The sequence below is a fragment of the Sphingomonas sp. genome (assembly GCF_036402235.1).
Classification (GTDB): domain Bacteria; phylum Pseudomonadota; class Alphaproteobacteria; order Sphingomonadales; family Sphingomonadaceae; genus Sphingomonas.
Genome location: NZ_DASWTG010000019.1, coordinates 121,548 through 134,682, shown reverse-complemented (window position 1 = coordinate 134,682; position 13,135 = coordinate 121,548). Strand labels below are relative to the sequence as shown.

Below are 13,135 nucleotides of genomic sequence, written 5' to 3'. Positions count from 1 at the left end.
CGGGTACGGGCATGGGCGGACCGCAACATGCCGACCCGCGAGAGCCTGGAAGCGAACCGCTTCCTGCGCCCCGTGGCGCATCGCGTGCTGGCGCCGGAGCTGTGGCGCTTCACCCGCCGTTCCGTTCCGCGCGGCGTCGCGCTGGGGATGGTGACGGGGATCATGATCCCGGTCGCGCAGATCTTCTTCTCAGCGCTGCTCGCGTTGCCGTTCCGCGCCAACATCCCGGTCGCGTCGCTGACGACCTTCCTGACCAACCCCTTCACCACGCCGCCGCTCTGGGCCTTCGCCTATTGGATCGGGCGCAAGATCCTGCATTTCGACGCGACCGTTCCGGGGCAGCCGATCGCCACTCACGTCGCCAACGACAGCTGGCTCAACTGGCTGTGGTCCGAGGCGGGACCGGCCCTGATCACCGGGCTGGTGACGATCACCATCATCTCCTCGATCCTGGGCTATGTGATCAGCGCGGTGGGCTGGCGGCTGTGGATCGCGAACAAGTGGCGCAAGCGGAAGAAGGAACGCGCGGCGCGATAAGTTCTCCCCGGATCCTCCCCCGCCAGGGGGAGGTGTCAGGCGCAGCCTGACGGAGGGGGAGGACGGCGGGACGCATCGTTTCCTCCCCCTCCGTCGCCTTCGGCGCCACCTCCCCCTGGCGGGGGAGGATTGATAGTCGACGCTGCAGCCCGGTAACACGCGAGACTTGATCGGGCGTATCATCGGCGTAAGACACGCGCATCCCGACTCCTGTCCATAGGTGCATGATGCGTCTCCTCGTTACCTCCATCCTTCTGGCCGGCACCGCGATCGCCGGCGCCGCGACCGCGCTTTCCGCGAGCGAGGCTGCAAGCCCGGCGGCCGAAACCGGCTCGCGGCCGCAGCTCGGCAGCTTCGGCTTCGACGAGAAGGGCATGGACAAGACCGTCGCGCCCGGCGACGATTTCTACACCTTCGCCAACGGCGCATGGGCGAAGGGCACGCCGATCCCTGCCGACAAGTCCAATTACGGCATGTTCACCGTGCTCGACGATCTGTCGAAGCAGCGCGTGCGCGAGATCCTCGAAGCGGTGAAGGGCGACGCGAGCAGCGCGATCGGCCGCGCCTATACCAGCTATCTGAACACGTCCGCGGTCGAGGCGAAGGGGCTGGCCCCGATCCAGCCGTGGCTGGGCAAGGTCAAGGCGCTGGACAGCAAGGCCGGCTATTCGGCGCTGGTGGTCGAGGCGGCGAAGATGGGCATCAGCGGCCCGTTCGGCGGCTATGTCGGGCAGGACGACAAGAAGCCCGAGACCTACATCTTCACCATCTACCAGGGTGGGACCGGGCTGCCCGACCGCGACATGTACCTGCTCGACAATCCCAAGATGGCGGCGATCCGCACGGCTTACGTGGCGCACCTCGCCAGGATGCTGACGCTGGCGGGAGAGGACAATGCCGAGGCGCGCGCCAAGGCGGTGATGGATCTGGAGACGCAGATCGCCAAGGTCCAGTGGACGCGCGAGGATGCATCGGACGCGGTCAAGGGCTACAACAAGTTCACGCTGGCGCAGACCGCGCAATTCTCGAGCCCGACGCTCGACATGCCGGCGGTGCTCAAGGCGATCAGCCCGAAGATCGGCGAGGTGCTGATCGGCCAGCCGAGCGCGGTGAAGGGCACCGCCGACATTCTAGACAAGGCGCCGCTCGCGGTGCTCAAGGACCAGATGCTGCTGCGCAGCCTGGGCGGGCTCGCCAACTATCTGCCCGATTCGGTGGCGAACGAGAATTTCGCTTTTTACGGCACCACGCTGCAGGGCACGCCGCAGCGCGAGGAGCGCTGGAAGCGCGCGGTGAGCTTCACCGAGGGCGCGCTGGGTGAGGAAGTCGGCAAGATCTACGCCGCGCGCTACTTCCCGGCCGAGTACAAGGCGGAGATGAACAAGCTGGTTGCCAACGTGCTCGATGCGATGGGCCGGCGGATCGACTCGCTCGAATGGATGCAGCCCAAGACCAAGGCGCGCGCCAAGGCGAAGCTCAAGAACTTCACCGTGAAGGTCGGCTATCCCGACCGCTGGCGCGACTATTCGGGCCTCGAGGTCAAGGCCGACGACCTGTTCGGCAACGCGGTGCGCTCCAACCAGTTCGACTTCCAGTACATGATCGACAAGCTGGGCGGGCCGGTGCGCAAATGGGAATGGGGGATGCTGCCCCAGACGATCAACGCCTATGCCAATTTCGGCATGATGGAGGTGGTGTTCCCCGCCGCGATCCTGCAGCCGCCCTTCTTCGATCCCAAGGCCGATCCGGCGGTGAACTATGGCGGGATCGGCGCGGTGATCGGCCACGAGATCAGCCATCACTTCGACGATCAGGGCGCGAAATATGACGAGAAGGGCGCGCTGAGCGAGTGGTGGACGCCCGAGGACACCAAGGCGTTCGAGGCTGCGAGCAAGGCGCTGGTCGCGCAGTATGACGCCTATGAGGCGCTGCCTGGCGAGCATGTGAAGGGCGAATTCACGCTGGGCGAGAATATCGGCGACCTTGCCGGCCTCACCATCGCCTATGACGCCTATCAGCATTCGCTGAAGGGCAGGAAGCCGCCGGTGATCGACGGCTTCACCGCCGACCAGCGCTTCTACCTCGGCTGGGCGCAGATCTGGCGGCGCAACTATCGCGAGGCCAATTTGCGTGCGCGGCTGCTGACCGATCCGCACAGCCCGTCGATCCAGCGCGCTTGGGTCGTGCGCAACCTCGATCCCTGGTACGCCGCGTTCGGCGCGAAGGATGGGCAGAAGCTCTACCTGGCCCCGGCGAAGCGCGTCCGCATCTGGTGATCGGCGCCCGCCGCTCCGGCTGGCGCTGAACGCTTGACCGGAGCGCGGGGTAGGGGAAAAGGAAGCGATGGCCTCGCGTCCCGCTCCCCTCGCCGATGACCCCCGCTCCGCCGCCGCGCCGCTGATCATTGCGATCGCGGCCGGGGCAGCGGCGGCGGGAATCGTGCTGTTCCTGACCAGCTCGGCGTTGGTCGCGGCGGGCTTCCTCGCCGCGGCGCTCGCGATCGCGGGCATAGTGTACCTTGCTCTGCGGCTGTGGCCCGCCGCGAGGGAAGAGGAGCCGGTCGTCGACTGGTCGGTCGCGCACACGCTCGCCTCGATGAGCAACGATGCGCTCGCAGTGACCGACCGCGCGGGGCGCCTGGTCTGCGCCAACGAGCGGTTCGGTGCGTTCTTCCCGACCTATCCCGCGCCGCCGAGCGTGGTTCCGGGCGAATGGATCGCGGCGCAGCTCGGCACCGCAGGCCGCACGGCGTGGCGCGACGGGCAGGCATCGAGCGGCGCGTTCGACGCGGCGGGCACCAAGCTGACGGCGCATATCACGCGCGTGGGCGATTCGATGCTGGTGTGGCGTTTTGCCGGCACCGACGTCGTCGATCTGGCCAAGCAGGCGCAGGCACTGGTCGCCGGGGCGGCGGGCGACCGGCTGGGCAGTGCCGGGATCATGATGACCTTGCTGGGCGCCGACGGACGCGTGCGCGCCGCGAACCGCGTGGTGCGCCAGCGCGCGATGGGCGACGAGAATGCGATGATCGAGGGGCGCGACTTCACCCGCTTCCTGATCACCGACAATCTGGGCATCGTCCGTTTCGAGCGCGAGGGCCTGTCGGGCACGCCGCTGCGCGTGCTGGAGATCCCGTTCCTCGACGGCGACAATGCGCCGATGCTGGTGGCGCTGCTCGACGACGAGCTGGCGATCCCGCAGCCGGCGATCGGCGACACCGCCGGCGCGCATGTCCGCTCGCTCATCTCGCTGCTGCCCTCTGGCATCGCGCTGGTCGGCGGGGACGGGCGCTTCGTGCACATGAACGACGCCTTCGTCCGCGCCGCGCACGTCAACCAGGCCAACCCGCCGCTCTATCCGGGCGACCTGGTGGTGCGCGAGGACAAGGCCGCGCTGGCCGACGCGATCCGCCGCTTCGCGAGCGGCGCGGCGCATTCGATGGACATGACCGTGCGTTTTGCCGAAGCGCCCGACGAGGGCGTGGCGATCTCGATCGCCGCAGCGCGGGGCCTGGGCGAGGCAGCGGTGCTGCTCAGCCTGCGCGACGCGGGCGAGGAGGGGCGGCTCAAGCGCCAGGTGGCGCAGGCGACCAAGATGCAGGCTGTGGGCCAGCTCGCCGGCGGCGTCGCGCACGACTTCAACAACATCCTCACCGCGGTGATCGGCCATTGCGACCTGATGCTGATGCGCCACGCGCCGGGCGACAGCGACTATGACGACATCCAGCAGATCCTGATCAACTCCAACCGCGCCGCCGCGCTCACCCGCCAGCTGCTCGCCTTCTCGCGCCAGCAGACGCTGCGCCCGCAGGTGCTGCAGCTGCCCGACGTGATCTCGGAGGTGTCGAACCTGCTCAAGCGCCTGCTCGGCGAGACGGTCGAGCTGGTGGTCAACCACGGCCGCAACCTCGGCCCGGTGCGCGCCGATCCGGGGCAGCTCGAGCAGGTGGTGGTCAACCTCGCCGTCAACGCGCGCGACGCGATGCTGGCGAAGAACCCGAGCGGCGGGGGCACGCTGACGATCGAGACCTTCAGCGTTCCCGCGCACGAAGTTCGGGCGATGGACGAGGACGTCCTCCCCGTCGGCGACTATACCGCGTTGCGCATCTCGGACACCGGAACCGGCATCCCGGGCGAGGTGCTGGCGCATATCTGGGAGCCGTTCTTCACCACCAAGGAAGTGGGGAAGGGCACCGGGCTCGGCCTGTCGACCGTCTATGGCATCATCAAGCAGTCGGGGGGATTCATCTTCGCCGAAAGCCCCAAGGGCAAGGGGGCGGTGTTCACCATCTACCTCCCCGTCGATGCCGCGGGCGACGCCGCGGCCAAGGCGCCGGCCGCCAAGCCGGTGCAGGGCGATCTGTGGGGCACCGGCACCGTGCTGCTGGTCGAGGACGAGGCGATGGTCCGCGCCGTCGCCGAACGCGCGTTGGCGCGGCAGGGCTATACCGTGCTGACCGCCGAGAATGGCGAGGCGGCGCTGGAGCTGCTCCAGACCAGCGCCAAGCCCGACCTGCTGATCTCCGACGTGGTGATGCCGACGATGGACGGCCCGACGATGGTCCGCCATGCGCGCAAACGCTACCCTGACCTCAAGATCATCTTCATGTCGGGCTATGCCGAGGAGCAGCTGCGCAAGTCGATCGACCTCGACAATGTCGCCTTCCTGCCCAAACCCTTTTCGGTGCAACAGCTTGCAGAAGCTGCGCGCGCCGCGCTGACCGCGAAATAAGTACTTGGCGAAAAGTGATTTTTCCGGCAATCCGGCAACAATGAGCGCACGCCAACGCATCCTTGTCGTCGAGGACGAGCCGCTGATCGCGATGATGCTCGAGGATTTCCTGGATATCCTCGGCAGGCAGGTCGCGGGCGTCGCCGACAGCGTCTCGACCGCACTGCCGCTGGTGGCGGCGGGCGGGATCGACGCGGCGATCGTCGACGTCAACCTGAACGGCGGCGAGAAATGCTGGCCGGTGGCCGACGCGCTGGCCGCAGCCGGAGTACCTTTCGTGGTCGCGACCGGGGGCGGGGACGACATGATCGCGGACGGGCACAAGCACCGGCCGGTGCTCGCCAAGCCCTTCACGATGGACGCGATCGAGCAGGCGCTTTCCGGCCTCTAGGCGATCCGGTCGGGCATCTCCGCCGCATCGGCGGCGATCGAGGCGGCAGGCGCGACCGCTTCCCAGGGAAAGACGAACCAGTCCTTGATCACCGTGCGGTCGATCGCGCGTGCGGCATATTCGACGCGCTGGCTCGACGTCGCATTGTCGAGCAGCGTCGCGAAGCGGATCGCACCGGGCGTCGCGCCGGCTTCGGCGAGCTTGGCGCGCAGCCTGGCGATCGTCGCGCCGCTGTCGTTGATGTCGTCGAGGAACAGCAGCTTCTCGCCCGCGCGCGTGCGCGCGGCAAGGCGTTCGAGCGGAGCGTCGGCGAAATCATGGACCTGCGAGCTGTGATCGACCGACAGCATCGGCATGCCGGTGGCGTGGCTGAGATACACCGCCGGCGCGAGCCCGCCGCGGCCGATGCCGATGATGAAGTCGGGGCGCCAGTCGGGGTCGGCGTGGATCGCCGCGGCGATGGCGAGCACGTCGGCGACGAGCTGCTCGTGCGATACGGGCGTGAAGACCGGCATCAGTTCGCCGCCACGAAGGCGTCGAGCCGGGCGAGGTGCGCGGCCTTCGCATCCTCGCTCAGGAACGATCCGGTGAAGCTGTTGCGCGCCAGCGTCGCCAGCTGCGCCTTGCCCAGCCCGCGCGCGGCGGCGACGGCGCGATAATTATCGGCGACATAGCCGCCGAAATAGGCCGGGTCATCCGAGTTGACGGTCGCATTGAGGCCGTGCGCAAGCATCCGGTCGAGCGGATGGTTCGCCATATCGTCCACCACGCACAATTTGTGGTTGGAGAGCGGACAGACGGTGAGCGTCATCCCCTCGTTAGCCAGCCGCCTTACCAGCGCCGGATCCTCCAGGCTGCGATTGCCATGGTCGAGCCGGTCGATCTTCAGCAGATCGAGCGCCTGCCACACATAGTCCGGCGGCCCTTCCTCCCCGGCATGTGCGACACGCTTGAGGCCAAGATCGCGGGCGGCGGCAAAGACGCGCTCGAACTTCTCGGGCGGGTGGCCGACTTCCGATGAATCGAGGCCGACGCCCTCGATCCGGTCGAGCCACGGGTCGGCCGCCTTGAGCGTGGCGAACGCCGCGTCCTCATCGAGATGGCGCAGGAAGCAGAGGATCAGCTTGGAGCTCAGGCCGTGCCGCCCCTCCGCATCGCGCATCGCAGCGAGCAGCCCGTCCGCAACCACCTGGAACGGGATCCCGCGATCGGTATGCGTCTGGGGATCGAAGAAGATTTCCGCATGCACCACCCCGTCCGCGGCCGCCCGCGCGAAATAGGCATCGGCCAGGTCGTAGAAATCCTGCTCGGTGCGCAGCACATCGGCCCCGGCATAGTAGATGTCGAGGAAGTCCTGGAGCCGGCTGAAGCTGTACGCCGCACGCACCGCCTCGACGCTGTCGAACGGGATCGCGACCTTGTTCCGTTTCGCCAGCGCGAACATCAGCTCGGGCTCCAGGCTGCCCTCGATATGCAGGTGCAGCTCGGCCTTGGGCAGACCGGCGATGAAGGCTGAGAGATCGTCCATGGCCGCGCAGGATCGCGCGAACGCAGCCGCAGGGCAAGCGTCAGGCGTAGCCCACCCAGCCGCGCCAGGTGAAGGCGGCGTAGAAGGGCGTCACGTCGCGGAATCCCGCAGCGCGCAGCACCGCCTCATCCTGCTCGGGCGAAAGCATGTTGACCGCCTTGCTCACCGCATCGCGCGCGCCATGGGCCTGATCGGGCACCGCGCCCGAGGCGATGGCGAAGGCGGCATAGCGATCGAGCCACCGGTCCCGGGCCGCATCCTGCGGATAGCTGCCATGCGCCGCGACGAACGGCGCGCCCGGCCTGAGGCGATCGCGGATCGCCGCCGCGGTGCGGGTGCGCTCCTCCGCGCCGAGGAAGTGAAGCGTGAGCAGGCATACCGCGCCGTCGAACGGGCCGGGCGGGGCGTCGTCGATATAGCCGGTGATCAGCTCGGCGCGGTGCGCGTCGGGGCCGAGCGTGCGCGCGGCAAGGTCGAGCATCGCGCCCGCCGGATCGACCCCGGTGAAGCGCCAGCCGGGATAGGCAGTGGCGAGCGCCTTGAGCTCCAGCCCGCCGCCCGCGCCCAGCACCAGGATATGGGCGTCTTCCGGCACATGCTCGGCGAGCAGGATGCCGGTCATACGGTGGAGGTCGGCAAAGCCGGGCACGTAGCGCGGCGGGTTCTCGGCATAGTTGGCGACGGCTTCGGGATCGGCGAACTTGTCGAGGAATTGCTGGGCGCCGTCAGTGGCCATAGGGAGGGTCCTTCTCGCAAGGAGTGGTGCGCGCGGAGAAGCGGGCGCGGAAATCGGCGTCTAGATCGGCAAGCGTCACCCCGCGCAGGCGCTCGAGCAACAGCGCCTCGGCGGCGTCGAACGTCTCGTCCAGCGCCGCGTTGACCGCCTGCTCGACCAGGCATTGCGGCGCCTGCGATCGGTTGCCGATCGCGAGCAGGGCAGGGCGGCCCAGCGCCTCATAGACGTCGTGCAGGGTGATCTCGTCGAGGCGGCGGGTCAGCGTCCAGCCGCCGCCATGGCCTTTCTCCGACCGCACATGCCCGCGCTCACGCAGACCGGCGAGCGTGCGGCGGATCACCGCGGGGTTGGTGTCCATCGCCCTGGCGAGCGTTTCGGATGGCACCGGTTCCTTGCTCTCGGCGAGGTGCAGCAGCAGGTGGAGAACCCCGGAAAGGCGGCTGTCGCGAATCATGCAACATTAGATGTTACATGAAAACCCGCACGTCAAGCGCGGCTAGACCTGATCGCGCCGAAAGCAGTCGCTGGCATGATCGTTGACCATCCCGACCGCCTGCATCCACGCATAGACGATCACCGGGCCGACGAACTTGAAACCCTTTGCCTTGAGCGCCTTGGAGATCGCCTCGGAGGCCGGGGTCCTGGCGGGCACGGTCTCGCCATCGCCCTTGACCGGCCTGCCTCCAGCAAGATCCCATGCCCAGTTGCCGAAATCCTCCCCCCGTTCGGTGAGGGCGAGATAGGCGCGGGCATTGCCGATCGCCGCCGCGATCTTGGCGCGGGCGCGGATGATGCCCGGATCGGCCATCAGCCGCTCGATATCCGCGGCGCCGAACGCAGCGACCTTGTGCGGGTCCCACCCGGCGAAGGCGGCGCGAAACCCTTCGCGGCGCTTGAGGATGATCGACCAGGACAGCCCTGCCTGGAATCCCTCGAGCATCAGCATTTCCCACAACAGGCGCGAATCGCGGACGGGAACGCCCCATTCGCTGTCGTGATAGGCCGCCATCAGTGCATCGCCCTGCGCCCAGCGGCAGCGTTTCGGCTCGGTCATTGCGTCCCTCCATGAGATGAGAACAAAAAAAGATCGTTCCACTCTTGTTCTGTTGGAACAAATGCTATACGCAATCCACAGGAACGTGACGACAGGCATGTTGAAGACGGGGCGCAAAGCCTCTAGCGACGGAGACTTCGGATGGCAGCTTCCCTCAAGGTGATCGACGGAAACATGGCGATTTCTTCGGACAAGCAGAAGGCGCTCGACGCCGCACTCGCGCAGATCGACCGCGCGTTCGGCAAGGGCTCGGCGATGAAGCTGGGCTCGAAGGAGACGATGCAGGTCGAGGCGATCTCGACCGGCTCGCTCGGGCTCGACATCGCGCTCGGCGTCGGCGGTCTGCCGCGCGGCCGCGTGATCGAGGTCTATGGGCCGGAAAGCTCGGGCAAGACCACGCTGGCGCTGCACGTCATCGCCGAGGCGCAGAAGAATGGCGGCGTCGCCGCGTTCGTCGATGCCGAGCATGCGCTCGACCCGGTCTATGCCAAGAAGCTGGGCGTCAACATCGACGAGCTGATCGTGTCCCAGCCGGACACCGGCGAGCAGGCGCTCGAGATCACCGATACGCTGGTGCGCTCGAACGCGATCGACGTGCTGGTGGTCGATTCGGTCGCCGCGCTGGTTCCCCGCGCTGAGATCGAGGGCGAGATGGGCGACAGCCATGTCGGCCTGCAGGCGCGCCTGATGTCGCAGTCGCTGCGCAAGCTCACCGGCTCGATCAGCCGCTCGCGCTGCATGGTGATCTTCATCAACCAGCTGCGCATGAAGATCGGCGTGATGTACGGCAACCCGGAGACGACGACGGGCGGCAACGCGCTGAAGTTCTACGCCTCGGTCCGTCTCGATATCCGCCGCACCGGCGCGATCAAGGATCGCGACGATGTGATCGGCAACTCGACCCGCGTGAAGGTCGTGAAGAACAAGGTCGCCCCGCCGTTCAAGCAGGTCGAATTCGACATCATGTATGGCGAGGGCATCTCGAAGATCGGCGAGATCCTCGACCTCGGCGTCAAGGCCGGGCTGGTCGAGAAGTCCGGCGCATGGTTCAGCTATGACAGCATCCGCATCGGCCAGGGGCGCGAGAACGCCAAGACCTTCCTCAAGGAGAACCCTGAGGTTTGCGCGCGGCTCGAAACCGCGATCCGCAACCGCACCGCACAGGTCGCCGAAGAGATGATGACCGGGCCGGATGCCGAGGAAGACGATCTCGACGGCTGACGGAACCGACGAAGCCGACAGTTTCCAGGGCGTTCCGCGTAACTTCGTCAAGTTCGGCGGACACGACGCAGCCGGGAAGCAGGCGAGTACAGCATTGGGCCGGGCCGTATCGGGATGAGCGGCAGCGGTCACGGGACTGGTTCCCATCGGAAGGTCCGGCGCCCCACGCGCCGGGCCTTTCGGCTTGGGAACGCCGCAGCGATCGGATAGCGATGCAGGCCGAGGGCTCGCGAAGAGAAGGAGAGTGGACGTGGTGCGGGGGGTATCGAAATCGCTTCTGGCGGCGTTGGGCTGCATCATTGCGGCGGATGTCAGTGTCGCAACCGCTCAGGATGCCCCGCAGGCTGATCTGTCGCAGGACGTGGCCTGGCAGAACCGGCAGATGCTTGCGCTGGCGGAGCGGCATGGCGGGAATGGTTGGCAGGTCACCGCGAGCGGCCTGCGCTGGCGCCGCATCGCCGGCGACGGCAGCGGCCAGCGGCCCGGACCGGTCGATCGTGTGACGGTGCACTATGCCGGCACCTTCAGCGACGGTGCCGAGTTCGACAGCTCGATCAAGCGCGGCACGCCAGCCGCCTTCCCGCTCAATCGCGTCATCCGCGGATGGCAAGAGGGCGTCCAGCTGATGGGCGTCGGCGACAAGTTCGAGTTCGCCATTCCGCAAGAGCTGGCCTATGGGCCCAACGGGAGAGGGCCGATCCCCGGCCGCGCGACGCTGCTGTTCACGGTCGAGCTGATCGGCATCGATCCGATCGCGGGTTCCTGAGCCCAGCCGGCGCGATCTCACCACCGATGCCCTGATTTGATGCTGGCCATCCGCGCGGTGACGGCGCAGGCTCAGCGAAAGTCAGCGAGGAAGACCGGCCGATGATCACCGTCCACCATCTGGAGAATTCGCGATCGCAGCGGGTGCTGTGGCTGCTCGAAGAGCTGAGGCTGCCTTACGCGATCACGCGCTACGAGCGGAACAAGGCGACGATGCTGGCGCCGCCCGAACTGCGTGCCGTGCATCCGCTGGGCAAGTCACCGGTGATCGTGGACGACGAAGCGGATGGCGGGCTGGGCAGGACAGTCGCGGAAACGGGAGCGATCGTCGAATATCTGGTCGAGAAGGCCGATGGCCGGCTCGGCCCGCCCGCGCATCGTGATGCGGTGCTGCGCTACCGCCATTTCCTCCATTATGCCGAGGGTTCACTGATGCCGCCGCTCCTGGTCAAGTTGGTGCTCGGCCGCGTGCCGTTCCTGGGCAAGGCCGCACAGAAGAAGATCCAGCCGATGATCGATGTGCATCTCGATTATGTCGAGGCCCATCTCGCCGCGAACGACTGGTTTGCGGGGGATGATTTCACCGCGGCCGACGTGATGATGAGCTTCCCGCTCGAGGCCGCGCGTAGCCGGGCGGGACTCGATGCCTCGCGCCCGGCGACGATCGGATGGCTGGCGAAGGTCCATGCGCGGCCTGCCTATCAGGCCGCGCTCGCCGCGGGTGGGCCGTATGCCTATGCTTGAGTGCCGCCCGCCGGCGGCTTGCCGAATTCGCTGAAGCTCTGCTCGTCCACCGCAGGTCCGCCGCCGGTGGGGGCGTGCGGCGGTTCGATATCGGCAGGCTCGATCGGATCGAGGCGCCCGCCTTCCCATTTCGCGACCACCGCGCTGGCGACCGCGTTGCCGACAACATTGGTCGCCGAGCGGCCCATGTCGAGGAAATGGTCGATGCCGAGGATCAGCAGCAGTCCGGCCTCGGGGATGTCGAAGAAGCCGAGCGTCGCAGCGATGACGACCAGGCTGGCGCGCGGCACGCCGGCGATGCCCTTGCTGGTGATCATCAGCACCAGCAGCATGGTGATCTCCTGCCCCAGCGTCAGGTCGATGCCATAGGCCTGTGCGATGAAGATCGTCGCGAAGGTCATGTAGATCATCGAGCCGTCGAGGTTGAAGCTGTAGCCCAGCGGCAGCACGAAGCTGGCGATGCGCGGCGGCACGCCGAACCGGTCGAGCGCTTCCAGCGTGCGGGGGTAAGCGGCTTCGGACGAGGCGGTCGAGAAGGCGAGGAGCAGCGGATCGCGGATGTAGCGGACCAGCAGGCCGGTGCGCTTCCCGACGATCAGGAAGCACACCCCGATCAGCACCGCCCAGAGCAGGAACATCGCGAGGTAGAAGGTGCCCATGAAATAGGCGAGGTTGCCGATGATCGCCGGGCCGCGCTCGGCCAGCGTTCCCGCCACTGCAGCGAACACCGCGACGGGCGCGAAGCGCATGACGTAGTTGGTCACCTGGAGCATCACATGGACCAGCGCCTCGATCGCGCTGACCAGCGGCTTCGCCTTCTCGCCAACGGCGGTGATCGCGACGCCGATGAACAGCGAGAAGATCACGATCTGAAGGATCTCGTTCTTCGCCATCGCCTCGATCCCGGAGGCGGGGAAGACGTGGGTGAAGAAGTCCTTGAGGTTGAACGCGGCCTTTTCGACCCCGCTCGCCGCATCGACCGGCGGCAGCGGGAAGTTGAGACCGACGCCGGGCTGGAACAGGTTGACGAGGATCAGGCCGAGGGTGAGCGAGACGAGGCTGGCGCAGATGAACCAGCCAACCGCACGGCCGCCGACGCGGCCCAGCGCCGCGGTGTCGCCCATGTGCGCGATGCCGGCGACGAGGGTTGCGAACACCAGCGGGGCGATGATCATCTTGATCAGCCGCAGGAAGATCGTGGTGATGATCGAGAAATAGCCAGCGAGCGTCTTGAGCTCGGCCTCGGCGCCCGCCGAATCAACGCTGAAGATATGGCGGAGGTCGAAGCCGAAGATGCGGACGCCGTGGTCGAAGATATAATGGATGCCGTAATGCAGCCCCAGGCCCAGGATCGCGCCTGCGACGAGCGCGATCAGGATGAATGTCGTCAGTTTCTTGGCCATCGGGCTCCCCTCGTTGCGGCGCCTA

Annotated in this window: 13 protein-coding genes; 7 read left to right on the top strand and 6 right to left on the bottom strand. The window is 67.2% G+C overall.

From position 1 onward, the window contains the following. The first annotated feature begins 27 nt into the window (after positions 1-27). The 4 genes from VGD28_RS03775 (at position 28) to VGD28_RS03760 (ending at position 5,659) form a co-directional block, all read left to right on the top strand. Positions 28-537: a DUF2062 domain-containing protein gene (locus VGD28_RS03775; RefSeq protein ID WP_331027052.1), complete on the top strand. Its 510-nt coding sequence runs from the start codon at positions 28-30 to the stop codon at positions 535-537. Between the two features lie 224 nt (positions 538-761). Beyond that, positions 762-2,813 carry a M13 family metallopeptidase gene (locus VGD28_RS03770; protein WP_331026988.1) on the top strand — a complete coding sequence of 684 codons (2,052 nt, stop codon included), beginning with the start codon at positions 762-764 and terminating at the stop codon, positions 2,811-2,813. 67 nt (positions 2,814-2,880) lie between these two features. After that, a complete protein-coding gene (locus VGD28_RS03765) occupies positions 2,881-5,268 on the top strand; it encodes a response regulator (protein ID WP_331026987.1) in 2,388 nt (795 codons plus the stop codon). A 40-nt stretch (positions 5,269-5,308) separates the two neighbouring features. Then, positions 5,309-5,659 (top strand): response regulator, encoded by a 351-nt coding sequence (locus VGD28_RS03760; protein ID WP_331026986.1) that lies wholly within the window; start codon positions 5,309-5,311, stop codon positions 5,657-5,659. Here the strand turns inward: VGD28_RS03760 and VGD28_RS03755 are convergent. From VGD28_RS03755 to VGD28_RS03735, 5 genes are read right to left on the bottom strand one after another with little or no spacing between them, the layout of a single operon-like run. Then, the gene (locus VGD28_RS03755; RefSeq protein WP_331026985.1) at positions 5,656-6,174 is read right to left on the bottom strand and encodes a phosphoribosyltransferase; all 519 of its coding nucleotides are present in this window, start codon (positions 6,172-6,174) and stop codon (positions 5,656-5,658) included. The genes VGD28_RS03760 and VGD28_RS03755 overlap by 4 nt on opposite strands. Beyond that, positions 6,174-7,187 carry an adenosine deaminase gene (locus VGD28_RS03750; RefSeq protein ID WP_331026984.1) on the bottom strand — a complete coding sequence of 338 codons (1,014 nt, stop codon included), beginning with the start codon at positions 7,185-7,187 and terminating at the stop codon, positions 6,174-6,176. Before VGD28_RS03750 ends, VGD28_RS03755 begins: the two co-directional genes overlap by 1 nt. 40 nt (positions 7,188-7,227) lie before the next feature. Then, positions 7,228-7,923 (bottom strand): class I SAM-dependent methyltransferase, encoded by a 696-nt coding sequence (locus VGD28_RS03745; RefSeq protein WP_331026983.1) that lies wholly within the window; start codon positions 7,921-7,923, stop codon positions 7,228-7,230. Next, on the bottom strand, positions 7,913-8,377 hold the full coding sequence (locus VGD28_RS03740; RefSeq protein WP_331026982.1) for an Rrf2 family transcriptional regulator: 465 nt from the start codon (positions 8,375-8,377) through the stop codon (positions 7,913-7,915). Before VGD28_RS03740 ends, VGD28_RS03745 begins: the two co-directional genes overlap by 11 nt. Before the next feature lie 42 nt (positions 8,378-8,419). After that, entirely contained in the window at positions 8,420-8,977 is a 558-nt protein-coding gene (locus tag VGD28_RS03735) for a DNA-3-methyladenine glycosylase I (RefSeq protein ID WP_331026981.1), read from the bottom strand. A gap of 141 nt (positions 8,978-9,118) precedes the next feature. Here VGD28_RS03735 and recA point away from each other — a divergent pair, with 141 nt between their 5' ends. From recA to VGD28_RS03720, 3 genes are all read left to right on the top strand, one after another. After that, a complete protein-coding gene (gene recA, locus VGD28_RS03730; protein WP_331026980.1) occupies positions 9,119-10,198 on the top strand; it encodes a recombinase RecA in 1,080 nt (359 codons plus the stop codon). Positions 10,199-10,448: 250 nt separating this feature from the next. Next, complete coding sequence (locus tag VGD28_RS03725; RefSeq protein ID WP_331026979.1) at positions 10,449-10,964, top strand: FKBP-type peptidyl-prolyl cis-trans isomerase; 516 nt, start codon at positions 10,449-10,451, stop codon at positions 10,962-10,964. Positions 10,965-11,065: 101 nt separating this feature from the next. Continuing rightward, positions 11,066-11,707 carry a glutathione S-transferase gene (locus tag VGD28_RS03720; protein WP_331026978.1) on the top strand — a complete coding sequence of 214 codons (642 nt, stop codon included), beginning with the start codon at positions 11,066-11,068 and terminating at the stop codon, positions 11,705-11,707. On the opposite strand, the gene VGD28_RS03715 is transcribed toward VGD28_RS03720, so the two are convergent. Continuing rightward, positions 11,698-13,110, bottom strand: coding sequence for a dicarboxylate/amino acid:cation symporter (locus tag VGD28_RS03715; protein WP_331026977.1), 1,413 nt, complete (start codon positions 13,108-13,110; stop codon positions 11,698-11,700). The genes VGD28_RS03720 and VGD28_RS03715 overlap by 10 nt on opposite strands. Positions 13,111-13,135 lie beyond the last annotated feature (25 nt).

Bases quoted from the DNA above. Each gene is read 5' to 3' on its own strand.
- VGD28_RS03720 (WP_331026978.1), top strand. From the start codon at position 11,066: ATGATCACCGTCCACCATCTGGAGAATTCGCGATCGCAGCGGGTGCTG.
- recA (WP_331026980.1), top strand. From the start codon at position 9,119: ATGGCAGCTTCCCTCAAGGTGATCGACGGAAACATGGCGATTTCTTCG.
- VGD28_RS03775 (WP_331027052.1), top strand. From the start codon at position 28: ATGCCGACCCGCGAGAGCCTGGAAGCGAACCGCTTCCTGCGCCCCGTG.
- VGD28_RS03750 (WP_331026984.1), bottom strand. From the start codon at position 7,187: ATGGACGATCTCTCAGCCTTCATCGCCGGTCTGCCCAAGGCCGAGCTG.
- VGD28_RS03755 (WP_331026985.1), bottom strand. From the start codon at position 6,174: ATGCCGGTCTTCACGCCCGTATCGCACGAGCAGCTCGTCGCCGACGTG.
- VGD28_RS03745 (WP_331026983.1), bottom strand. From the start codon at position 7,923: ATGGCCACTGACGGCGCCCAGCAATTCCTCGACAAGTTCGCCGATCCC.
- VGD28_RS03770 (WP_331026988.1), top strand. From the start codon at position 762: ATGATGCGTCTCCTCGTTACCTCCATCCTTCTGGCCGGCACCGCGATC.
- VGD28_RS03715 (WP_331026977.1), bottom strand. From the start codon at position 13,110: ATGGCCAAGAAACTGACGACATTCATCCTGATCGCGCTCGTCGCAGGC.
- VGD28_RS03740 (WP_331026982.1), bottom strand. From the start codon at position 8,377: ATGATTCGCGACAGCCGCCTTTCCGGGGTTCTCCACCTGCTGCTGCAC.
- VGD28_RS03735 (WP_331026981.1), bottom strand. From the start codon at position 8,977: ATGACCGAGCCGAAACGCTGCCGCTGGGCGCAGGGCGATGCACTGATG.
- VGD28_RS03765 (WP_331026987.1), top strand. From the start codon at position 2,881: ATGGCCTCGCGTCCCGCTCCCCTCGCCGATGACCCCCGCTCCGCCGCC.
- VGD28_RS03760 (WP_331026986.1), top strand. From the start codon at position 5,309: ATGAGCGCACGCCAACGCATCCTTGTCGTCGAGGACGAGCCGCTGATC.